This window comes from Streptococcus cristatus, from assembly GCF_003943815.1.
Lineage (GTDB): Bacteria > Bacillota > Bacilli > Lactobacillales > Streptococcaceae > Streptococcus > Streptococcus cristatus_F.
The window spans coordinates 18,518-42,382 of the sequence record NZ_RJNA01000016.1 but is presented as its reverse complement, the minus strand read 5'-3'; the positions used below and the strand labels follow the sequence as shown (position 1 = coordinate 42,382).

At 37.1% G+C, this 23,865-nt stretch carries 22 protein-coding genes, 2 pseudogenes and 1 other annotated feature; of the genes and pseudogenes, 1 reads left to right on the top strand and 23 read right to left on the bottom strand.

Features of this window, described 5'->3' with window-relative positions; all coding sequences use genetic code 11:
• Positions 1-130, top strand: a pseudogene (locus D8872_RS09465) (16S rRNA (uracil(1498)-N(3))-methyltransferase); the annotation flags it as partial.
• On the opposite strand, the pseudogene D8872_RS09460 reads toward D8872_RS09465, so the two are convergent.
• The 23 genes and pseudogenes from D8872_RS09460 to D8872_RS09340 all read right to left on the bottom strand — a co-directional run.
• Positions 120-413, bottom strand: a pseudogene (locus D8872_RS09460) (DUF5966 family protein); the annotation flags it as partial. The pseudogenes D8872_RS09465 and D8872_RS09460 overlap by 11 nt on opposite strands.
• Positions 414-426: 13 nt before the next feature.
• Positions 427-711 carry a DUF5962 family protein gene (locus D8872_RS09455; protein WP_000969643.1) on the bottom strand — a complete coding sequence of 95 codons (285 nt, stop codon included), beginning with the start codon at positions 709-711 and terminating at the stop codon, positions 427-429.
• A 74-nt stretch (positions 712-785) separates the two neighbouring features.
• The gene (locus D8872_RS09450; protein ID WP_185761414.1) at positions 786-7,028 is read right to left on the bottom strand and encodes a helicase-like domain-containing protein; all 6,243 of its coding nucleotides are present in this window, start codon (positions 7,026-7,028) and stop codon (positions 786-788) included.
• Positions 7,029-7,075: 47 nt separating this feature from the next.
• Complete coding sequence (locus D8872_RS09445; RefSeq protein WP_041331759.1) at positions 7,076-7,486, bottom strand: thrombospondin type 3 repeat-containing protein; 411 nt, start codon at positions 7,484-7,486, stop codon at positions 7,076-7,078.
• Positions 7,487-7,636: 150 nt separating this feature from the next.
• Positions 7,637-8,428, bottom strand: a complete 792-nt coding sequence (locus D8872_RS09440; protein WP_235284324.1) for a PBECR4 domain-containing protein — start codon at positions 8,426-8,428, stop codon at positions 7,637-7,639.
• Positions 8,429-8,440: 12 nt separating this feature from the next.
• Entirely contained in the window at positions 8,441-11,254 is a 2,814-nt protein-coding gene (locus D8872_RS09430) for a phage tail tip lysozyme (protein ID WP_041331756.1), read from the bottom strand.
• A gap of 11 nt (positions 11,255-11,265) precedes the next feature.
• The gene (locus tag D8872_RS09425; protein WP_185761413.1) at positions 11,266-13,623 is read right to left on the bottom strand and encodes a VirB4-like conjugal transfer ATPase, CD1110 family; all 2,358 of its coding nucleotides are present in this window, start codon (positions 13,621-13,623) and stop codon (positions 11,266-11,268) included.
• Complete coding sequence (locus D8872_RS09420) at positions 13,574-13,933, bottom strand: PrgI family protein (RefSeq protein ID WP_001097591.1); 360 nt, start codon at positions 13,931-13,933, stop codon at positions 13,574-13,576. Before D8872_RS09420 ends, D8872_RS09425 begins: the two co-directional genes overlap by 50 nt.
• Positions 13,934-13,986: 53 nt before the next feature.
• Positions 13,987-14,841, bottom strand: a complete 855-nt coding sequence (locus tag D8872_RS09415; RefSeq protein ID WP_041331753.1) for a VirB6/TrbL-like conjugal transfer protein, CD1112 family — start codon at positions 14,839-14,841, stop codon at positions 13,987-13,989.
• A gap of 16 nt (positions 14,842-14,857) precedes the next feature.
• Complete coding sequence (locus D8872_RS09410; protein WP_000627865.1) at positions 14,858-15,100, bottom strand: hypothetical protein; 243 nt, start codon at positions 15,098-15,100, stop codon at positions 14,858-14,860.
• A 20-nt stretch (positions 15,101-15,120) separates the two neighbouring features.
• Entirely contained in the window at positions 15,121-16,998 is a 1,878-nt protein-coding gene (locus D8872_RS09405; RefSeq protein WP_125390741.1) for a VirD4-like conjugal transfer protein, CD1115 family, read from the bottom strand.
• Entirely contained in the window at positions 16,998-17,486 is a 489-nt protein-coding gene (locus tag D8872_RS09400; RefSeq protein WP_041331746.1) for a hypothetical protein, read from the bottom strand. The genes D8872_RS09405 and D8872_RS09400 overlap by 1 nt, the downstream gene beginning before the upstream one ends.
• Positions 17,476-17,775 carry a hypothetical protein gene (locus D8872_RS09395; RefSeq protein WP_000869759.1) on the bottom strand — a complete coding sequence of 100 codons (300 nt, stop codon included), beginning with the start codon at positions 17,773-17,775 and terminating at the stop codon, positions 17,476-17,478. Before D8872_RS09395 ends, D8872_RS09400 begins: the two co-directional genes overlap by 11 nt.
• A 313-nt stretch (positions 17,776-18,088) precedes the next feature.
• Positions 18,089-18,676, bottom strand: coding sequence for a CPBP family intramembrane glutamic endopeptidase (locus D8872_RS09390; RefSeq protein WP_041331743.1), 588 nt, complete (start codon positions 18,674-18,676; stop codon positions 18,089-18,091).
• A 2-nt stretch (positions 18,677-18,678) separates the two neighbouring features.
• A complete protein-coding gene (locus tag D8872_RS09385; RefSeq protein WP_125390740.1) occupies positions 18,679-18,912 on the bottom strand; it encodes a transcriptional regulator in 234 nt (77 codons plus the stop codon).
• A 12-nt stretch (positions 18,913-18,924) separates the two neighbouring features.
• Complete coding sequence (locus D8872_RS09380) at positions 18,925-19,305, bottom strand: thioredoxin domain-containing protein (protein WP_041331740.1); 381 nt, start codon at positions 19,303-19,305, stop codon at positions 18,925-18,927.
• Positions 19,298-19,747, bottom strand: coding sequence for a hypothetical protein (locus D8872_RS09375; RefSeq protein ID WP_041331737.1), 450 nt, complete (start codon positions 19,745-19,747; stop codon positions 19,298-19,300). The genes D8872_RS09380 and D8872_RS09375 overlap by 8 nt, the downstream gene beginning before the upstream one ends.
• A complete protein-coding gene (dcm, locus tag D8872_RS09370) occupies positions 19,731-21,089 on the bottom strand; it encodes a DNA (cytosine-5-)-methyltransferase (RefSeq protein WP_041331734.1) in 1,359 nt (452 codons plus the stop codon). The genes D8872_RS09375 and dcm overlap by 17 nt, the downstream gene beginning before the upstream one ends.
• Before the next feature lie 98 nt (positions 21,090-21,187).
• Positions 21,188-21,967, bottom strand: coding sequence for a replication initiator protein A (locus D8872_RS09365; protein ID WP_125390739.1), 780 nt, complete (start codon positions 21,965-21,967; stop codon positions 21,188-21,190).
• Positions 21,964-22,137: a hypothetical protein gene (locus D8872_RS09360; RefSeq protein WP_000159606.1), complete on the bottom strand. Its 174-nt coding sequence runs from the start codon at positions 22,135-22,137 to the stop codon at positions 21,964-21,966. The genes D8872_RS09365 and D8872_RS09360 overlap by 4 nt, the downstream gene beginning before the upstream one ends.
• A 201-nt stretch (positions 22,138-22,338) precedes the next feature.
• Complete coding sequence (gene rplL, locus D8872_RS09355; RefSeq protein WP_001196964.1) at positions 22,339-22,707, bottom strand: 50S ribosomal protein L7/L12; 369 nt, start codon at positions 22,705-22,707, stop codon at positions 22,339-22,341.
• Positions 22,708-22,781: 74 nt separating this feature from the next.
• Positions 22,782-23,282 (bottom strand): 50S ribosomal protein L10, encoded by a 501-nt coding sequence (rplJ, locus tag D8872_RS09350; RefSeq protein WP_001287273.1) that lies wholly within the window; start codon positions 23,280-23,282, stop codon positions 22,782-22,784.
• A gap of 38 nt (positions 23,283-23,320) precedes the next feature.
• Positions 23,321-23,455: a sequence feature (ribosomal protein L10 leader region), on the bottom strand.
• A 59-nt stretch (positions 23,456-23,514) separates the two neighbouring features.
• Complete coding sequence (locus tag D8872_RS09340; RefSeq protein WP_125390738.1) at positions 23,515-23,856, bottom strand: hypothetical protein; 342 nt, start codon at positions 23,854-23,856, stop codon at positions 23,515-23,517.
• Positions 23,857-23,865 lie beyond the last annotated feature (9 nt).

Sequence of the window (23,865 nt, the reverse complement as noted above, 5' to 3'; positions counted from 1 at the left end):
GGTCTTTGATGATGGCGTGAAACGACTGGCCCGAGTATTGGACCCCAGTCAGCAGAGCTTGGAAATCTTGGAGGAACTGGCAGACAATACCGAGTTGCCGATTCAAGTGACCATTGCTTCAGGCTTTCCTTAGTTTTGGAGTTTATGAAGCGCCAACTGAATCCTAGAACCAACATCAGATTGATGAAAAGGTACACAGCCGTAAAACTAGTTAAACCATGTTGTCTGATATCATCAAAATATAAACTAGGTTCAGTAAAGAACAAATAAATTCCATAGACCTCCACGAAAATAAGAAAACTGACAAAACCAATCAGGAAAAGTCCACTGGCAATAAGAAAGAGTCTCCATAAAAGAATGAGAATTCCTCCTACTGCTAAAAAAATTACTGGGATAAGGAGTAAATCATTCATGACTTTCTCCTTTCTAGTCAATCAATTGACGATAATGGGTGGCAAGAGAGGAATCAAATTCCTCTAGCTTTTGAACTAAGTCCAAATACTCCTCTTTTTCATGCTCTTCAAAGTCAACGCCTCGATGATTCTGAAGAGAGATTTCCAATTGACTAGTGAGTTCTCGTTTAGAAAAACTGTAATCCCCCGTCACTTCCTCATAATGTTCCTTTAGCTCCTTGTAGGCTTGGTATTCTTCAGGTGTTTGAAATCCCTGTACCAAAGCCTCTTCTAATTGATAATAGGTATCTTCCATCATAATTATTACCTCGTTTCTTTCTATCTTTATTCTACCGCGCTTTTCTTTTCTTGTCCGCTATTTATATCTATTTTTTAATCTAATTCAAAAGAAAGTTGTTCTTGCTTTTCTTTTCCTTTTTCGTGGAATTGTCTTAAGGCCTGATCAATAATATCTAAATCCGTTTCTGTTTCAATCAATGGCGCGAGTACATCGTATTCGGCCTTTTTTGTTTGATAGTCTTCTTCCTTTGGAAAATTTTTCTCAATTTCTACCTCAGCAGTAGTCAATTTATCCTTTAATTCATCCAATAAGTTCTGAGTTTTCACTTGGTCCTCTTTAATGTGATCAATCGTATGCTGAAGCCTTTGAATTGTCCCCAATGGAGAATACAAATCTAAACTGACAGAATATTGATTTTCTCCTACAATCTTAACAGAGAAGGATTCAGGAAGAGGTTGATTTGTTGGAAGACTAAGCATTTTTATTTCAAATCCTCTATAGCTTGCTAGGGTTCGGAATTCTTTGCTGTCAGCTTGATTATGACGGATAAGACGGTGTAGGGATTCCCCTGCTTCAGCTCGTTGCTCAAAAGCTTGCTTACCTACCGTCATAGAAAATGCCTGGTCTTTCGACATTTCAGACTGTTGAATGTCGCCTTCATACTTGCTTAATCGTTTCTCAAGAATAGGTATATTTTCTTCACAGTAAGAGATTGTATGACGATAGTGATCCTTGCTGCGTTGAAAGGCGCGTCTTTGATTTTCTAATAGAGTTAGATCATTCTCTAGTTCCATCTTATATTTGAGATAAGGATTACCTGTTGCTAGTGCCTTAAAATCAGAAGCTGTCATGGTCTGTTCATCAATGTCTTCTGCAGCACGAATCGGCTCCTTAGAAGTCATAATCTGCTTAATATAACGGAGTTTGTTCTCCTGAGTTGCCCATAGATAATTATCAAACGAACCTTTGCTAATATAGTGGTAAATATCCACTTCCTTGTTTTCATTTCCTTGTCGGATAATCCGTCCATTGCGTTGCTGAATGTCACTTGGTCTCCAAGGGACATCCAGGTGATGAACTGCTTTCATCTTGCTCTGAACATTTAAACCTGTTCCTCCTTTTTCAGTTGAGGCAAGGAGAATCCGCACCTCTCCTGCATTGACCTTTCGAGACAAACTATTCTTCTTTTCATCACTATTGGCATCATGTACAAAGGCAATTTCCTTACTAGGGATTCCTCTATCAACTAATAATACCTTAATCTCAGAATAAACATCAAAGCCATTATCTTTTTTCTTAGGTGTTCCAATATCTGAAAAAATCATCTGAGTAGCCTTATTTTCCATTCCCTCACGATAAATTCTCTCAACATTATCAACTACCTGAAGCAGTTTATGATTGTCTGCTAGACTATAGCTAGAGTCCAATAAACGCATATCAATAGCTAGTTTCCGTGCCTCACCTGTTATCTTTAACATGTTATCCTGGCTCGGATCAACTGTTCCACATTTGACCATATCTGAACGCATAACCAATTCTTCTAAATAGAGTTTCTGGTTTTCAGTTAACTCACTCTCAATAGGGATAATATGAGCTTCTGGAACAGGTAAATCCAACATATCTTGTGTTTGAATGTCGGCTGTTTCTTTATAGATTTTCATCAACTCAGGTAGATTGACAAACTTTTTAAATCGTTTCTTAGGTTGGTACTTATCCCCTGTAGGAGCTAATTCCATAGAGTTTTGAATTTCTCCAAAAGCACCTACCCAAGAGTCAAAATAATCAACTTGATAGCGTTTTAAGATATCTGGTTGAATATAGTTCATCATAGTATACAACTCACTGATAGAATTGGAAACGGGTGTTCCTGTCGCAAAAACAATATTTTTAAAATCATGTTCTTCCTGAATCTGTCGAACCTTCATTTCCATATCCACGTTCTTCTTAGAGGTTGTATTGGTAATCCCTGCTACATTTCCAAGTCCCGTAATCGGACGAATATTTTTAAAGTGATGTGCTTCATCCACAAAGAGAAAATCAATTCCTAAGTTCTCAAAATCAATAAAACTATCACGATTAAAGCGTTGGAGTTCTTCCAATTGTTTCTCTAGACCACTTATTGATTGCTCTGCTTCTTTAACGGTATACTTATTTTCAGAATGCGTTTTAATCTCTCGTAGTTCATTGAGTTTATCCTCTATATAATTCATCTGTCTTTCCTTACTGACAGGGATTTTTTCAAATTGAGAATCCCCAATGACAATGGCATCGTAATCTCCTGTAATAATCCGTGACACAAATTGTTTTCTTCTCGCCTTCACAAAATCTTTCTTAGTAGTCACAAAGACTTTTTTAGTAGGGAAAAATTTCATGATTTCTTGGCCAAATTGAGCAGACAAACTAGAGGGCACTACATACAAGGGCTTATGAACCATTCCCAACTCCTTTAATTTAAAACCAGCACCAAGCATGGTCAAGGTCTTTCCTGAACCTACCTCATGAGCTAATAAGGCTCTTTTTTCTTCTACGATTCTTTGAATGGCATTCTCTTGGTGAGGACGAAGACTAATGTTTTGAGCCAAGCCATCAATGACTAGATGGCTACCGTCATACTCTCGACTAACCGTTCGATTATAAAGACGATTATAGCTTTCCTCAATGACTTGTTGGACTTCAGGATACCGTGAGACAAATTCTTGAAAGAGCTCTTGTAAATGCTGCTCTTTTGCTCTTAGAACAGAGGTTTTTTCCAAATCTGTGATAGTCTTTTTCTTTTCTCCCTCCGTAACAGTCATAGTAATCGTCGGTTGGTTCGAATTAAGTAAATTCTCAAAGATCTTTCTTCCTGTATCATAACGTGACCCACTGACTCCAAGACTACTATCTTTTGCACTTGGATAGCGATAAGCAAATGATGTCCTTAAATGAACCTGCCCATCGACAGGATTCACTTCAATGACTTGTTCAACATCAGGCGAAGACAATTCAAATTCACGATTGGTAAAACATTCAAAGGCAAATTTACCATAAACGGATTGAGGAATCCAACGTGACCCTATTTTAAACTCAATATCTGCCAGATGAATCCTTGGAGGGCGAACAGATTCTAACAAATCTAAAGCATGATTCCAATCATATTCTTGGTTGTTTTCCTCCACTAATAGTTGAACTACTTCTATCTTGTTGAGAATGTCTCCTGATAAAAACTGGTTCTTAGAAAGATATTTTCTTTCCCCTCTTAAATAGCTTTCTGGATCTATTAAAATCTGGTCACCTAACTCATCTAAAATAGCAGCTTGGCTATGTTCGGGATAAATTGATACCATATAGTCTAAATCAACCCCTCTACCATCCGATAAACTAGAGTTTAAGGCATCTAAAGCCGTTGAAACTCTTGCAATCACTCTCTCCGGCCTAACCAATGCTTTCTCAAAGGCTAAAGATTTTTTATATTTTACTTTCTGATCTTTAGAATCAATGTATTCATCTTCTAAACTTGCTAGTAAAGAATATTTATCGTCACTATCAAATAAGTTCCGATTGACTGAGGCATTCAAGTATCCAAATTGACTTACAAAACGGTCATAGTCATGATTGAGTTTACTAAGTAATACCAGAAAATCTGTTCGACTATAATCTTGATGGCGTTGAATTTCAATTAAGGCTTGATAGGTCTCTCTCAAATCAACCATTCCCTTAATCCGACTAATATCCTTATCCGATAAGGGATTTTCATAAAAGACAGTTTTTTTGAACAGTCCCTTATATTTCCCTCTTTTACTCGCTTCTTCCGACTTGTATACATCTAGTGCATCCTCATCAGTCAAATGGAGTTGCACGAATCGGTCTATTTTATGTTCAGACAAAGAACTGTCCCAGGCTTTAAATTCTCCCTTCTCGTCTACATAATAACTAATTTCGTCTACTTTTGAACTTTTCCGAATACCATGCGTATCTCGATAATAAATTTGATTTCCCTCATATCCAAAAGAATAGAGCGCTAAGTCCTCACGTATACGACTTGGGATAGAATTATCCACTTCTTCTTTGATAAAAACAGGTGCTTTCAAAGAATTGTCAATTGGTTTAGGTGCTTCCACATTCTCGAATGCTTTCATTATGTCAGTAGCTAATGTTTCTGATACCCCCTTAACATTGAGAGTTCCTCCATTAAAATTACGTACCTCATATTCACCCAAAACTTGTGTATTGTATTTCCCATCAAAATAAGGATTGATCCAGACACGATTATCATCCTCAAAGGGAATAGAGCCACTAAAGACAAGCTCATCTTCATTAAGATTCTTTGCTTGATCCTTTTGAAAGAAGAGGAGGTCTGTGGTCACTCGAGTACCTGCAATCTTTTTAAAAGCCGTATCCGGCAAACGAACTCCCCCTAAAAAATGAGTGTTGGTTTTAATCTCTTGTAAAACATTATCTGTCCGCTTATCCATTGTCCCGATAGATGAGATAATCGACACTTGTCCTCCGTCTCTTACTAAATCAAGTGAGTGTTTGACAAAGTAATCATGAATCATATAAGGTTTATCATAGTTTTTATCGGCAATGCGAAAATTTCCAAATGGAACATTCGTTAAGACTAAATCAAAACTATTATTTTGATAGGGAACTTCTTCAAATCCTCGCACTTCAATGTGGACATTTGGATGGAGTTGTTTTGCGATTGCGCCAGTCACACTGTCTAATTCAACCCCATAGAGTTCTGATTTCTCTCGTATACTTTTAGGCATAGCCGCAAAGAAGTTCCCAGTCCCCATAGAAGGATCTAATATCCTTCCTCCCTCAAAACCATCATCCAGTAATTTTTGCCAAATCTGGCGAATAATCATCGGGTCTGTATAATAGGCTGTGAGAGAACTTTGTTTCATAGCGGAGTATTCTGATTTACTTACTAAACTCTTAAGAGTTAAACGTTCTGTTTCATACTTTGGATTGAGTTCATCAAANAATTCATTGGCAAGACCACCCCAGCCGACATACTTGGCTAGTAGTTCTTGTTCTTCTGGACTCGCTTGTCGTCCCTCTTTTTCTAATCTTTTAACAAGATCAATTGCGGCGATATTCGTTTCAATTTTTTCTCGATTTGTCTTAGGGTAAAAGTCCTCTAAATCATCTGGAAAAACAAAATCTTGAACGGGGACATCCGTCTCTTCCATATCTGAAATAAGCGTTTCTGTTTCCTTATCCTTATCTTTTTCCTTTTCCTTTTCACTATCTTCTTCCAGATAGGAAAACAAATCTATTTCCTGGCTTTCACTTGGTGATTCAATCTCAATATCAATATCTGAATCTTCTTTTTCAAGTTCTACATGAGACAATACTTGTTCAATCTCTTCCAAACTGTTCAAGTATAAGATAGGATTTTCTTCAAATAACTGGTTGGAATCATTGAATAGCTCTAGGAGAACTAAGTCATTTAACTGGGCATTTTCAATCGAAACCAACTGAAATACTTGTCCTTTATAACTTACTTGTGAACCGATTGGATATTCCTTCAAAGCTTCTTCTATAATTTTATCTACTTTAGATAGGGAATGAACTTCCACATTTTCTTCTACCTGGTCAATATTATCTAAAGGTAAGACCGCTTCCTCTACTTGCTTAGACTTTTCTCTTATAGCCTTTACTTCATCAAAATGAGTAATAATCTTCAGCTTTTGTGTCAGTGGAAGTTGTTGGTAGTTTTCTTCATGATGGACAAAATCCGTAACGGTATCTAAAGTAGCCATCAATTCTGAACCCAAATAGGCTAGAACATCTCCCTCTTTTTCTTCAAAATGAATCTCAAGAACCTCTTTTTTTAGTTCTTTGGAATCAACCATTAGAAGAAACTCCTCTATATCTCTACTAATGCGGTCAGATAGATTATTCGCAACCCGATAGACATTGACTAAATTGACATCCTGATTCTGATGAAATACAAGCTCACTTAATGGTGTTAGCTTCTCTTTTTCAGATTGGATGTAAAATCGAGTGGAAAGGTTATAGGTTGCGACTTCTAGCACCAAGTTTTTCTCAAAATTACTTAATTGAGATAATTTACTTAGACCTGCTTGTCCAAAATTTCTTGTGTAACTTTCTAAATCTTGGTCATTATTTTCAGAACTGGCCTCTAGGAAAGAAACAATATCTTGATGAAACGAATAGACATGAGGTATCTCTTCTATCTTGCCCTCTTCAGCCAAAAAACTCTCTACCAAATCCTGCCATTTCTCATCAAAATGTTGCGCTTGATAACGAAGGAATAAGTCCATTTTATCCCTATCTTTTGGAATTGTTCCACGAAACATAGCCAATAATTGCATTACTTCCATACTCGCTCCTTTCATCTATACGAAAATAGGAGAATCACATGATTCCCCTACAACTCTATCTCCATTTCCACCTCTTGAGGACTGGTTTCTAAATCACTAGACAAAAGAGAAACGGCATCTGTTCTCATGTAGTAAGTATATAAGTCTTCTAGGTCTTGTTGGTTTTCAATCCCTGTTTCAATACTAATCATAGCCTGTATAAATTCCTTGTAGTGACTCTCCATCATATCTGAAATCTTTTGTTTCATTTCCATAAATACTGAAGACGGTTCAGTTATAATTATTTGATCTATGTTTTGTAAATCCTTTTCTAAGGGATTGGTTCCTTCTTCTACTTCCACTAAATCTGAACGACCATCACCATCAGAATCTGCGCTAAGAGGATTGGTTCCTAGCGCAAATTCTTGAGCATCAGTCAGTCCATCTTGATCCGAATCACGTTGATAAATGGCTTCCATATACTTCCTTCTTTCCTAGTTAATCTTTTTTCACTCCAATCCTACCAAATATTCCTTGAAAGAAGTATCACAACAAAAAAGAGAACGAGCCAAAACTGCGTTCTCCTTAAAATGATAAAAATATATTTTATGCCACAAAAGATATGTAAACTAATCTTTTGAATAATAAAAAAGTTCCGACGTTTGTAAATGTTTTGAGTAAATTGAAATTACTTTTTGACCTTTTGGAAATACTGTCTTTCTCTTCAAATCTAATAAAGATTGAGGAACAATTTTCCTTGATGTTTCTTTCAATGTTAATGCTAGTATCTGTTTTCTTGTACGTAGAGCATAATCAAACTCCAAATACAAATAACGTCCTGGACCAGTTAAATGAACATGCTTTCCCAATAACTCCTCAATGGATCCTAAAACTTGTAACTTTTGCATCGTGGTTCCATCTTTTTTTATTTTCAACTCATCAATTATGACATGTCTATTTAAACAATCGTCAAAGAAACTGCCTGCACCTTTTCGGTAATCAACACCATATAGGTGCATGAAATTAGTAGGTGAAAAATGAAGTTCAACACTTTCTATTTCAGTTTCATAATACATGATTTTGCCAACGAAGTGCTCTTTAAAAAAAGAAGCCGCAATTTGTAACTGAGTAAAAAAACGCTGAAGTTTTATTTTTTCGGTGTAATTTGGATTACGATAATCTCTAGAATTTACCATATTTTCCTCACAAAAAAGGTGGTTTACAGAGTCTGTAAGCCACCTAGTCAGTCGGTTTATTCTGGTGTCTGCCACCGCTTGGCCCTTACGTCCAAGATTGCTATCGGATTTCGTTCTGGTGTCCGCCACCGCTTGGCCCTTATGTCCAAGATTACTATCAGATTGACCATGAGCCGACCACTCATCTACACTATTTATTTTACCTGAAAATGGATAAAATTTCAAGTGTAAACTCTTCTATTTCGTCGTATAGGCAAAACTAATGGCGCTATCTGCTTGAGAGATTTTTCTAAAGGTATAGTTAGGGTTGCCACCATAGTTAGTTTCAGACACAAGGAAAGAACCATCATCATAGACCTTCTCTACAAAAGCCACATGACCGTAGATGGCTGGTGTGCCATGTGTACCTCCTACAAAAGAAACAATAGCACCTGCTTTTGGTGTGGAACCTGTTTCTCCTCCAAGACTTGAAGCTGTCGCAACCCAGTCCTGACCATTACCCATGGTATTAATGATTGAAATCTTCTCTCCATTACTTCCTTTTAATTTTAAGCCTAATTGATTCATACGAGCCGCAACACCCCATGTACATTGTCCATAGGCATAGGCCATACCATCTCCACCACCAGGAACAGAATGATCATACAAGTCCCCACGAACTCCTTCAAGGGATTGCGGGTCACTTTTTGCCTGTCCTCCATTTGTTTGGCTGAAGCCTTTTTCAATTTGGTAATACCATTCCGTTGCTCTGGTTTGTCTTTCCAGTAGTTTGTCACCAGAATTTCCCTCCCAATAGGTCAGAAAGAGTTGGGCGAGATTGGCTGCACTGCCCGTATTTCCAAAGAAATCCTTTAACCAACTTTGATAGTAAGGACTGTCCCCGTGAAGCATAAAATCAAGTTGGAGGTCTAAATCATACCACTTCTTATTTTGGGTGTGTGCATAATTCAATAAAGCTGTATGACGTGTTGAACCATCTGCAGTATCTGTCCATTGCCCTAAACCTAAACCTCTATGAAGAATATTAGGATAAGCACCACTATAAATGGCTGGACCTCCAATTGCTAACCAGCTTTCATCATCCCATGAGGAATCGGTAGCGCCAACTGGAGGAGATAAATAATCTCCCTCAGCTCGTTTAGGATTGATAGAAGACTCTACCGACCAATTTCCTAAAATAGCCGCAATGGCTTGAGGACTTGCCCCTTGAGATTTCAAAAACTCATAAATATGTTTTGCACGTTCAAACTCATCTCCACCAAACTGACCAATGGCAGGTAAGATAGTGGTCTGAAGTTGAATGACCTTTGGAAAATAGAATTGCGGATTGACATACACCAATTTTTCTTTCTTGTTCTTATACTTTTGATAGGAAACTTTCAAACCTGTATCGTCTGGTGTCTCACCAATAATATCACCAGTAAGAACTCTTGTCCCCTCTATCGCACGGCCATTATGAATGGAATACAAGGTCAATCGACTTTCATTCTCTCCATTTCCGTTAGTGAGAATAACATTATCACCATCTAGAGATACAACCCCATCCATTGGTGCGACTATTGTTTGGTGAGCCTTAGCTTCTAGTAGAATATACTCCTGAAGAGTAGGTTTCCCGTCTAAATCATAGTATCCATAACGATACGTCATGGTTAGACTATCTTCGTTGCTTTTCCCCTCAAATGGATTGTCCAATTCCTGCATGGAAGCATACACACCTTCTTCTTTTAATTCCTTCATTTCCTCTTGATCATCTTTCGAGAGTTTATACTTAGGAGTTTCATAAAGGTCTTGCATGGATTTCAAATCTTCCCCATCGTTTAAATCATGCCACAAAGTAGACAGATAATCCTTGTAAGTTTCTGAACTAAATAAGTGAACTGGTTTGTGTAACTCATAGTCATGGAATTTAAAGTTCATATATCCCATCACATCATCAATTTTTGTGTAATAAGTAATTCCTTTGTCATTTGTGCGAGTATGTTCTGCATCTTCCCAAGTTAGGTGGGTATAAGCTTTTGTTAATTCAAATTCATCTTGTTGAATCAAACTAGCAGATGAAAATCCTAAAAAGAAGCTCATTATAAGTAAAAGAAGAAAGACTATTCCTCCAACTATCCAGGTTACAGGATTTCCAGCCGCAAATGTAAAGAAGGAAAAGGCTGCTTTTAGTTTTTGATAGATGTTTCGGACACTTGTAAGACCTTGTTTCTTTAATTTTCGAAACCGATTTTTAAAGGAACTTGGATTCTCTTTCGCTAGTTTCCATCCTTTTCCATTCTTAAAATGATGGTATCGCTCTTTTGTGTTGGTCAGTCTTTTATTGGTAAAACGACCTGTTGCTTGTCCTGTTTTGACACTAGCTTTTCCAAGGTTATAAGAAAGCCGACTGTAACGTTTTCCTTTTCTGATGGTCTCTTGTAGCGTGCGATAACCTTCTAAATCTTCATTTTCTGAAGCTAACTCTCCACCTTCACGTCCAAGGAAATAAAGAAAAGTTTTGGCTTTCCTACTGACTTTTTTGGACTTATAGGCTTGTTTAGTAGATTTTAGATTCTCTTTTGCGGCCTTGACTTCTTTCTTAGATTTGAATTCTTCTAAACTCTTCCCTTGAAAGAAAAAATTGGATTTTGCTTTCGATTCCTGACCGTAGAGAAATTTTTGATTGGTTTTTCTTTCTTTACGACTCTCTTTTCTTTCTTCTTTTGACTGTGCCTTGGCTTCTCTAAATTGCTTCTTGGCTATTTTCAATCGCTTCCTAGCATGAAGCAACCGTCTGTCTCTTAATTCTTTTCGATTCAAAAGAGATGGAGGACTATTTTGAAGAATATGATTGTAGTCTTCATTTGCTTGTTTTACTCTAGCCTTTGAAGCTTCTCTCATCTCCTCTAGCTTTTGCTTTATCTCTTTTTTCCATGCTTTTTCATCCAGTACAGCGGAATCTTTTTTCTGTTTTCTCACCTCCTTCTTTCCTTTTTTCAAGAATTTCTTCTCATCTTTTAGACTTCTTCTAAATGCCTTTCGTGCACGTATGATTTCTCTTTTATCCTTCATTTACCTTCCCCTTAATTAGAAGCCATTTTATCAGGATCTGTACTCATAATATCAAACAATTGAGTACCTTGAGGAATCTTATTTTTAAAGGGTACGACAACTGAACCAGCTTTTATCAGTCCTGCCCCTTTTTCTGGATTGACAAGGTATTTTTCGAGTTCTTTTGACAAGCCTAAGAGTTGAACCAGTTCTTCTCTATCATTTTTTGCTTGCTTGAGGAGAATCATAAATTCACTATTGGCAATAATTCGTCTACCATTTGGATCTAACAATAAGGTTTCGACGTTTTGAGTTATTCCAGTCGGACTGGCTCCATATTTTCTGACACGACTCCACAATTTAAAGAAGAAATCGCTGGCATATTTATCTAATAAGAGAAGCTGCATTTCATCAAAATAAATCCAAGTCTTCTTCCCTAATTTTTGGTTTCGAACAACACGATTCCATATTTGATCAAACACTACCATGAGGGCGATTTGTTTCAGCTCATCTCCTAACTTTTTAACGTTATAGATTAAGAAGTTAGATCCTGTCTGAATATTGGTCTTATGAGAAAAAATATCAAGAGAACCTTCGACATACAGTTCCATATCAAGTGCCAAATTCTGCGCTTCTTCTTCTGGTTGTTGGCTCAAGACAAAGACCCATTCTTCCAAAGAAGGCTCTTTAAATGACTGATAGGTGAGTCTGGTAACTCGGTCGATAATCGATTTTTCTCTCCCATCCATTTTTCTATCCAATAACTTACCGATAAAGGATAAAAGAAATTCTGATTTTACCTTTACAGGATCCTCATCCATATTTTCCTCAGACAAGTCAAGTACATTTAGATAAGTCTGGGAGTCGGGCGCAATATCAATCATTTCTCCACCAAAAGCCCGTCCAATGACACTGTATTCTGCTTCTGGATCCACGATGATAATTTCTGTATTTTCACCAGATTCCTTGATTTTGGTCGTGATAATTTCATGCTTGGTTGCCATCCCTTTTCCAGCTCCAGATGTTCCTAAAATCAGACCAGATGGTGTATTTAATAGGCTACGATCAATGGTAATAATATTGCTTGATATTTGATTGATACCGTAATATTTCCCACTACGGTCTTGTAAATCGACTGAAGTCCATGGAGAGTTCACTGCTACATTGGACGTTAATAAACTCCGTGATACTCCCTCTAAAAAATCACAACCAAATGGCAGCAAACTATTAAAGGCTGCTTCTTGCATATATGGAAGTTTATCAATCATTAGGTCATTTGAGCCGGCCACTTGTTGAATCGTATCTAGTGCTTGTTTGAGTTCTTCTTCATCCTGACCAAAAACACCAATCAAGAAGACAGTTTGAAATAGTTTATCTCCTGTCTCGGTCATGGTTTTTAAGAGTTCTTCAGCTTCATCGATATTGCTTTCTAATACATGACCTACTTTTTCCAAATAGATACCTGTACGAGCTAGTTTTTGTTGTTCTCCTATCTTTTGGGATTCCATCAAGGTCTTCTTTGTTCGTAGTTTCTTCATGGCATCTGCCTTGGTCGAACTTTGTGCATGGAGGCTCACAATCAATTCCAAATCTCCTTGCATGAGGTCTCGAATAAACTGATCCCCTAATTCCATACCGTAGTCTCTCACATAGACAATCTGCAATAAGCGGTCATTGATTTGTAGGTAATTCTTGTTTTTAAAATCCAAGAGGTTAGGAGCTATAAAGTGACGAGTTGTCTGACCAGATCTCGTTAAATCACGGTAAGAAAACGGAAGATGGTGTTCTCCTCTAAGCATATCCGCCAACAAGTTGACACGCTCTTCACCAGCCAAGGATTCAAAACGTGCATCAATTTCTGAGAAACCACTCTTGAAATATTCTCCTATTTGGGACAAGGAACGATAAGCCTGTTTGGGATTAGAATCCTTTCTACCAAAGCTAATCAGTTTCACAGCTGAAAAGTTATTTTCCCCACTGTCTAAATTTTGATTCATCATCCTATTCAATTCTTGACGATAGCTATCATACCCATCTTCTTTTTCCTCATACAAAACACTTTGTCTAAACTTTTCTAAATTCAATCTTTTATTAAAGATAGTCAATTGGAAGTTGGTTTGGTCATCTAAGGAGTTAATCAAATCAGAATACTTCTCAATGATTGCCCCCTTATCTTCTAAACCAACGGTCTGGTAATTGACATCACCAAGTAAATAGCTTTGTGAGAAATAATCTTCTTTTACCTGCATCAGACCATTTTGATACAGGGCTTGATAGGAAAGAGTATTAGCCGTAGAGGGTAACACTTCCTCTTTTTTTCCTTTAACTACTTCTTTCTGATTAGTCATTGAAGTTTTTTGTTTCTTTAATGTATTTGATTTTCTTTTCATGTTCAGATCCTTTCTTTCCTGTAATTGTGCGTAGGGGAACCGTTAGTTCAAAATGAAGACGGTATTTCAAATAATGTTCAAAATATAAATCATTGGGTTTATAGACTCCAAAAAGCATTAGGGGGATGGTAAAAGCAAACACAAAACCGTAAACAAACCAATCTCCAAATTGCCAGAAAAAGAGATTCAAGCCCAAAACAATAATTGTGACAATAAAGGCTGGTAAAACAAAGATGATTTGTCTTGTGGTGAAACCTAACCAAGCCCTGTGTTGGTATTTTGAGATGTCTTTAAAGACACGTGTATTCATGACTTTCCTTTCTAAAAAGGCTAAGAAGCAATCACTTCCTAGCCTTTATCTAATTACATACCTAAGATTGAGCGAGCCGTACGTTGAGAACCAACGAGGGCAATAATCAGTAAGATAGCTTGTATCAAACTACCAAACATAATCGCAAGTGATTGCAGGACTCCTGCACCATTTGAAACAGCTATTTTCCCAGCAGATTCAAACAAAGGAACAAGAGAAACAATCAGAAAAATAAGAACCCCTTGTACCGCATAGACCATAATATTTTTTAAATAGCCAATACCAATAGACTTCCACTCATCACTTAAAAATGTTGGAATCGTAAGAGGGGCAAATGGAATCATAAGGTAAAGTTGAATAAATCGAATGGATACCAAAAGATTGACCATGGCTGCACTTACTATCCGAACAAGCCAAATTAGGAGGGCGAAAAAGCCCACAATCATCCGGCCAATAAATCCTGAACCTTTTAGTCCAGAGATTGTATCATACTTTGCCCCACCGTGAGCCACAATCGAAGCCACTTGTTCAATGGCGTGACTCGCAATCCCGATGATGGCTTCTACAATAACGGTAGTGTTGGTAATCACGACTGCGACCATGATATAACTAATCAACATCGGCGCTAATGCTTCAAAGGTCATCGCTCCACCAGAGTTAGCAATTTTCTTTGCCATCTTTGAAAATTCTAAGATGAGAACAACTGATAAAATCGCAACTCCAAGAGGCTGCATGACACTTTTAGTAATACTAGACATATAAGTCCAAACTGTTGGATTGTAGCTAGATAGAGATTTAATCAGATCTACCGTAGATTGTAAATCCACATTAAATCCTTCAAATAAATTTTCAGCCGATATTTTTTCAGATGCAAGGTAAATAAAGGGTGAGACTAAACTAAGATTCATGTCATTGTTTATCCTCCTAAATTGAAATCTGGGTTACAAAGGCTCCAGCAGCCCCTACCATAACACCACCGACAATTTCCAGAATGGCATTCCGAACACCTGGTCCACCATCTTTAATGTTGGTTGCAAGGTTGACAATCCCCACAACAACGAGAAAGGCACCAACTGCAATCAATCCCTTCTGTAACAAAGACATAGCTTGTGCAAACATGGCACTTGCGTCTACTCCATAAACAAAACCTTTAAAATGCGTAATCATCTATTTCCTCTTTTCTATTTTTATTTTAAACTAGATTCAAAAGTTAAATCACGAATTCTAAGGCCATCAAGATGATTTTCTTGTCTTTGATTCAAAGGATTGATCTGATAGTTCCACCACCGTTCATCGGTTTCTTGATTGGCTAGGTACTTCCAGTTTGGATGCTTGGTTGAATTGTATTTTTTGCTTTTAAAGACAGGCATATTGGCAATTCGGACCAAGCTTTCATGCCGTTTCATATTTCCGACTTCATCAGGTGTCATTAAATCACGAGCAATCTTTTGATGAGAAAGGGATCCTGAACCTGTCTGGCCAAAGGAACGACTAGTATTTCGAACATCAATGGTTTGTTTACCGAGTAAGCCACTCATAAATTTAAAGGTATCTTCATCATTACCACCTAAGTAGACTAAGCTATCACAGTTCCCAAGAATGGTTTTCCAAGCTTCTTTTTCTTTATAGAGCCCTTGAAGTTGGGCAATATTTTGAAGAATGGGAACGAGACTCATATTGCGAGAACGAACTGTTGAGGTTTGTTCAGCAAAATCTGGGATTTCTCCGATATTTGCGAATTCATCTAAGTAGACTCTCACATGAAGAGGTAATTGCCCCTTAAAATCAATATCTGCTTGTCTTGTTAAGGTTTGAAATACGGTTGAAAAAAAGAGGGCTGAAAGAAAGCGGAAGGTACTATCGTTATCAGGGATAACTAAGTAGACCATTGATTTTTCCTTCCCCCATGTCTTCATATCAAGTGTATCTCTTTTGGTCAAATCCATGACACTTTGAATATTAAAGAGGGCAAATTTAGCAGTGGTTACAGCTATAACAGAATCTAGTGTCTTGTCCTTATAATTTTGAAAATCTGCCCAATTTCGCATGGTAAAATTTTCAGTCCCATACTTTTTAGCATAATTTTCAAATAGAATTTCTAAGACACTTTTTTCCTGATTTTCACCTTTGGATAAGTGTTTAATGAGTTTTGAAATTTCAGCAAAACTTGGATAACGCCCTCGTTTTTTTCGCTCTTCCACTTCTTTTTTTTGACGTTTCAACAAGTTTTGGTATTCTGTTTGACTCAAACGACTTTCTTCTATGAGCTGTTCTCTTGTTTTAGGTGGATTATAGAAATCGACCAAGTAAGAGGCTAAAGCTCGAACCAAAGTCATAGAAGCTTCATCCCAAAATGGATCACTACGGGAGCCAGAGCCTTTAGTGTTATTAAAATAAACCGTCAGCATGCGATTCAAATCGTTTTCTGTCTCTATATAGCGAAAAGGATTGAAGCCATCTGAGTTCTTCATATTGACTAAATCTAATACCTTTACTTGGTAGCCATGTTCTATAAAGAGTTTGCCTGTTTTCTCAGCTAAGTGATCTTTAGGATCTACTACAATATTAGAACTATTCATCTGAATCAGATTGGGTTTCACAAAGCGAAAGGTCTTCCCACTTCCTGAACCTCCTATCACCGCAATATTTTTATTTCTATCATATTGTGGTGGCTTTTTATCTAACAAAGTTAGACGAACATCTTGGGCTAAGATCGTATCATGAGAAAATTCCTTACCGTAAAAGAGCTTCTTTTCTTTTAGAGTTCCAAAACGGGCGCTCCCATATTCTACCCCTTCTCGGTATTGTTTTTTTCCAGTCTCTAAATAGAGATAAACCAGCAACATCATCACAAAGCCTAGTAGAAAAAAAGCACTTGATTTTCCAGTAAAAGAAACATTCCACGGCGACTGAAGAACTTCATCTTGACCTTCCATCAGTAGATGAGTCCATTTATCTAATGTATTTCCAGTATAGGAATCATACAAAAGCGTCAAACGATGAAAAAGATAGCCTAGAAAGATACCTAACAGTGAGAATAGTAGGAATTTCTTTCCACTGTACATTATCTCACCATCTCTTTCTGTTTGACGGCTCCTTCTTGTGCAAAGGTAATTTGGGATTTAGCCTCATCAATTGCATCGTCTAATGACTTATCCATAGTAAAATCAGCTAATTTCTCCGGATCATTGACCATTTTTTCTAACAGATAGTCTAAATGATTGTCCAGAATCGAACGGTCTTTCGTGTAGAAATGCAGAGAATCCCCTTGCCAAGCGATGGCCAAAGGAATCTCTTCTTTTTCTAAAAAAGCTTTAAATTTCTCTATATCAATTGGTTTGTCTAAAAAATCTTTTTTCAGATTAATCGTATCAATCGAATAAGGAGATTGTAGCAATTCTTCTAATTTCTGCACCCCTATCTTATAGGCAGAATCTTGTGCTAGAGCCTGACGTCTGGACCATTCTAGAATCTTTAAGAGACTTTTGACAGTAAATAAAAGACTACGCTCTGCATATTGAACTGCCATTCGTTCCTGTTGTTCAGAGGACATCTGATGCCTCCTTCTTAACAAATAGCAGCTTTCCTTCTTTATAACGATAAGCTATCAATTTCTGACGTTGCTTAATCGACTTGACAACCTGCAGTAGATCTCTCGAATAAGGTTCTCGAAGAGTAACTTCTACTGCTTTCCCATCAATGATACCAACACGTTTAAATTCAATGTAGTCTTTTTTGAGATGTCCTAAGCCCATACCAAAGGGAAAGTGATGAATCAATTGGATGGTACAACCACCTTTATTTCCCATTTGTTTCAAATCATACAAGTTTACTACCTTCATGATTAACTCCTTTATCTAGTTTGTCGCATCGTTTAAGTCTGGTAACGATAAACTCCGTGTCTGTTAGAAAATTCTCACACACGTCTTGTGCCAGTTGCCCTTCACAGGGAAATACTCTCAGTCCCTACTTACACAGGCACGCTAATCAAGACGGAGTGGATTCAATTTTCAAAGAACAGGTAGCTTTATTATAGATAAGAGTAGTTGAAATTTTTATCACATTTCTAATTTTTCTGTCGAGCTAAATTCATACTAAACAAAGATTTTGAAATAAAAGACTAACATTATGAAATAACGTTAGCTTTTCATTTCCCTAAACAAGCAGCAAACTATAAACTAGTAGGTTCCACACCAAATGTAGCTCCATACTGCCCCATAAATCAGATTTATAGCGCACCATCCCTAAAAACATCCCAAGTGAAACATACAAACACCAAGCTAGAATGGTTCCAGGATGATGTGCTAAGGCAAATAAAACGCTTGTCAAAGCAACTCGAATATCTAATTTTCTAACCAAGTTCCATAAAATTTCTCGATACAGAAATTCTTCAACCATACTCGCATTGATTAAGAACAATAAAAATGAAAACCAAGGAACTTGATGTTGAATGCCAATTAAGTTTGCTTGATTCGTACTTCCTTGAGCATGAATCAGGCTAAAACATAGACTTATAATCAGTAGGCTAACAAATCCAACACCAAGCCATTTCATCCTAGTTTTCATATCGATTTTATGCGCTTGTTTACGTTGACCATACATCCATAAAAAAGAAATGAGCGACCCACAATAGAGAATCTGTAGTATAGTTAACTCACCGCTACAAAGAAATTTCAGTAAGTATAGAGATACCAATAGGATATTTACTTGTTGGAATATATAAACTGGAATTATTCTTTTCATAGTTACCTCCGAAATAAATCTTCATAATCTAAATCTAATACCTGCACAATCCTTTCTACCCATGGACTTTGAGGCATTCGTTGTTCCACCTTGTAGTGCCGAATTTTTTGATACAAACGATTCAATTCACTTGGATAGTGAAACTCTCNCGCAAACATTTTTCTGGTTAACTCAATCCAGCTGATATTTCTTTCAGCTAAAATAATGGACAAGTTCTCCCAAAATCGTTCAGCCATATTGCTTCTCCTTTAGTTAGATAAATAATGTGTTTGTGCCATGTAAATCAATTGTTTCGTATCCCTTGGCAATAAAGCTCTAGCCTCTTCCAAATTCAGATTTGGATAAACTCGCTTATTTGAAACCGCAAGAGGAAGTCTGATGGTTAGTTCAGGATTTTTTAAAATCATCTCAACGAAATCCGTTAATCTTAGATTGTCACGGTTCTTAAATCGTAATAAATTGGGAGATAAAAACTCAAAACAATCTGAAGAATAGCTCATCATCTCAATTAATTTGTCCTTTGTCATTTCAGAAACTGAATGGCAAGATACTTCGATACCATAGTTTTGGAAGAATTCTAAAAGAAGTTGATTTCTATGGCTATTTTTACTTAGATAGAGATCAATCATGGGAGACCTCCCACTGATTCGCTTCAATTTGATATTCTGAGACGATTAAGGAATCTAATGAATGTGAGAAGTTAATTGATTTCTTGTCTTCATCATAAGCTTTTACAGTTACTTGGGTTGTAAGTATTCCCTCTTTTCCCTCTGCTCGATAACCTTGTCCATATAAAATAAAAACGAGATTTTGATGATCATCTACAAAGGCATCAACTCCATTCTTTATGTCTTGACTTTCAAGGAATTCCATAACGTTTTGAAGATAGGATTCGTAAAATAGTGGGTAGTTGTGTTTTTTATGGTAATCATCTAAAAATGTCACTTCAAACTCACATGGATAATTGGGCATCAAAAATAATTGTTCATCCAGTTGTTTGATTTCTGCATCATGTAATTCTGTTTCTAATTCATCACAATCTAGTATTGATTCTTTATTTAATGCTTTCATCTTTTTCCTCTATTTCTTTTAATTTATTTGCGATTGCGGCAATCACAGGAACGGTTACACTATTACCAGCTTGTTTATAGAGCTGACTATTACTAGAGACTTTTCTAGCAGCTTCAAAAGCCCAATCAGGAAAACCCTGCAAGCGAAAACACTCTTTAGGAGTAATTCGTCGTATCCTCAGACGGTAAAATTGTCCATCTATTAATACACCGGCTACATGATAAACTTGTTTATCTTCTCCTTCATAGCTAGCCACTACTACTCCCATTTGACCACTAGTTGTTAACGTATTCGCTATACCTTTTCCAACTCTACCTCGACGATACTGAGAACTTGGTCTTTCCAAATTGATGGAATCTCCTATTTCTGCTTGAGCATATCCTTTTTTCGTTGCTTCCCGTACTTTTAGAAATTGGATTGGTTCTGGAATTAGTATTTTGGGGATCTTATCTCCTCCTTGCATCGTAGTCAGTGTTGGAGATAAACCCTCACTTCCATAGACACGACCAGTTTCCTTAAAGCTAGTTGGTAAATCTCCAACAACGACAATACCATGCCGATCTTGAGTATTTAAAGTAAACATTGGCTCTTGATTATCCTTAAAACGTTTACCATTTTGTCTTTTTTTTAATCTGTCTGGTGTCATACAAGGAATCGCAACTTTAAATCCTTCTCCTTTCCCACGAACTAAGGTTGGCGCAAGACCTTCTGAATAATAAACTTTACCACTCATTCCACTTTTTGATGGATTTAAATTTCCTAGCGCTTTCAAAGTCTCAGAGTTAGTTGCTTGACCTTCTCGTCTGAAAGGAAATAGGAGTCTGGTACCTTTCTTTCTAGAATGTCCGATAATAAACACCCTCTCTCTGTTTTGGGGAACGCCAAAATCCTTACTGTTAAGCACCTGCCACTCAACATCAAACCCCAACTCATCAAGTGTGGTAAGAATTGTGGTGAACGTCCGTCCCTTATCGTGATTGAGTAGGCCTTTAACATTTTCAAGAAAAAGAAAACGTGGTTGGATTTGTTTGGCCGCCCGAGCAATTTCAAAGAACAAAGTTCCTCTAGTATCTTCAAATCCCAATCGTCTTCCTGCGATTGAAAATGCTTGACAAGGGAATCCCCCACAGATGACATCGACTTTCCCTCTAAGTTTTTTAAATTCGTCATCTGAAACATCTCGTATGTCATGAAATTCAATTTCTCCTTCCGTTTGAAAAATGGACTTATAAGATTCTCTAGCAAATTTATCAATCTCACAAAATCCAATACACTCGTGTCCGACACTTTCCATTCCAAGTCTAAAACCACCGATACCTGAAAATAAATCAATAAATCTCATTTCTTGTCCACCCCTTTCTTATCGACTATCATTGTCAGAACTGTCACTCCACTTGAAATGACAATGAGCATAACTAATATCCACTCGATTGGCGACATTTAACCACCTCCTTTTCTAACATGGTTATTCCAAACAGAATACAAGCCGTTAAACACAAATTCAGCAAGGACTTCAGCTCGCCTAACAAAGCGAACATTGTCAAGAGCATACTGATAGATTCTCTCAAAATCGGTCATAGCAATTTCACTGGCTGTTTCAGAAAAACCTTCGCGTCTAAATTGATCTTGTACCAATCCCCAAATATAATCTCGATCATATTTTGTGACCTTTTCTACTTTTCTTTTCAAGATAGGTTGAGTATTCCTATCCTCCTCATCCTCAATAAATAAAGAATCAGTCTCACTATATTTAGTCTCACTAACTTCAGTCTCACTAGGGGCTGAATGTGAGACGGGGGCCGTTTGATTTTCAACCTGCCCTAGTCTTTTTTTAACACTAGGCCTGTTTGAATTACCTACTGGGGTAGAAGATAATTCCCCTAAATAAATCTTATTAGCTAGTCTTCCTTTCTCACTTGAAGACTGTTGAACTTCATCAATTAAGTCATATTCTTTAAGAGTTTTTTTGATGGACAGTAATTTTGACTTCGAACAACCTAACAGCCTCATCAGTTTAGAATTAGAAAATACTAAATAGACCGCGCCTTCTTCATCTATCCAACCACGACTGAGAGATAATTCTAAACGATCTTTTAAAATAGAATAAGCCACCTTTACTTCTAGTTTCATATCCATATATTTCTCATCCTCAAAAAGAATTTTAGGTAATTTATAATACCGTTCTGAAGTTTGGTATTGATTTGCGGTAATTCGTTTCATAGCTCTCCTCCAAGTTCTTTGAGTATTAAATCGCCATTTGATTCCAAGCGAACCAAGCCACTTTTTTCTAATTCAGCCATAAGAGAGATGGCTTCAACAATGTCAATTCCCATTTCACGTACTAAAAATGAAATGACGATATAGCGTGATGATTGTAATTCTTTTGTCATTTTCCCTCCAGAAAATAAAAAAAGGAGAACAATATTCAACTGTTCTCCAAAATATTTTTATTAAAAAGAAAAACCCTGCCAAATTAATTTTTGGTAGGGTTTTTGGCAGGAAACTAAATTAATTTATCAGTTTCTAAAATGTGTTCACGATTCTAAAAGGCTGATACTATAGTATTCCGAATTCTAATTGGTATATGCCTCTTATTTAAGAGTAACTGAAGCTCCAGCTTCTTCCAATTTAGCTTTGATTTCTTCAGCTTCTGCAGTTGGAACGCCTTCTTTGATGACACCTGGTGCACCATCAACAAGTTCTTTAGCTTCTTTAAGTCCAAGACCTGTGATTTCACGTACAACTTTGATAACGCCAACTTTTTTGTCACCAGCAGCTGTCAATTCAACGTCAAATGAATCTTTAGCAGCACCAGCGTCAGCAGCACCAGCTGCAGCAACAGCTACAGGAGCAGCTGCAGTTACACCAAATTCTTCTTCGATAGCTTTTACAAGGTCGTTCAATTCAAGGATTGAAGCTTCTTTAATTTCAGCAATAATGTTTTCAATGTTCAATGCCATTGTTATTTCCTCCAAATAAGTTTTTATTTTTATAATAATTTTTTTGTAGCTAGGCTACGCCGCGTAGCTTAAGATTAAGCTGCGTCTTCTTTGTTGTCTGCAACTGCTTTGACAGCAAGTGCAACGTTGCGAACTGGCGCTTGAAGTACAGAAAGGAGCATAGAAAGAAGTCCTTCGCGGTTTGGAAGAGTTGCAAGTGCAAGAATCTCTTCTTTTGATGCGACAGCGCCTTCAATAGCACCACCTTTGATTTCAAGTGCTTCTGCATTCTTAGCAAAATCGTTCAAGATTTTCGCTGGTGCGATAACATCTTCATTAGAAAATGCTACTGCAGATGGTCCAACAAATACTGATGCAAGATCTTCAAGACCAGCTTTTTCAGCTGCACGGCGTAAGATTGAGTTTTTAATGACTTTGTACTCAACTTCGCTTCCACGAAGCTCACGACGAAGAACTGTATCTTGCTCAACTGTCAAACCACGAGCGTCCACAACAACGATTGATGCAGCAGCTTTCATTTTCTCAGCTACTACGTCAACTAATTCCGCTTTTTTAGCAATAATTGCTTCACTCATTTAGTGTTTCACCTCCGTAATTATTTTGCTTGGGGAATTTTCCTAAAAGAAAAACGCGCCCAAACCTAGACACGAAAGTACAATACGCTTCTTTTACATGATACGTTTTGTCCTCGGTAGGATCTTTATGAGTCGAGCTCCCCTACTGTCTTAGGCAGTTTTTTCAAACCATGGATAATTATAGCAAAAGAAAAAAAAGATTGCAAGCTTTTTGTGCAATCTTTTTAATTTTTTATGCATTTTTAGGAAAAGTCTTGTCAAGCAAGGCTTTACTAGCATCGTCAGCAGGCACCCAGCCATCTGTGAAAACTCGGTCTTTTATCCAAAGACGATTATAGAAAAAGGCCCAAAACAAATTGTAGGCAGTTCCTGCAGGTCTTAAGAAATCATCTGGGATAAGAAGCGTTGCAATCACAGCAAATACAAACAGTGAGCCAAGCATGATCCCAAAGTATTTCCAGTCTTTACGAAAGAGAGGAACGAAAAAGTTAAATAGCAAGGTTGTAATAGAGTACATAGGTGACAAAGTTTTAACATTGCTGCCATCTGGTGCTTGAATAGTAAGTTTATTCATCAAGATCTC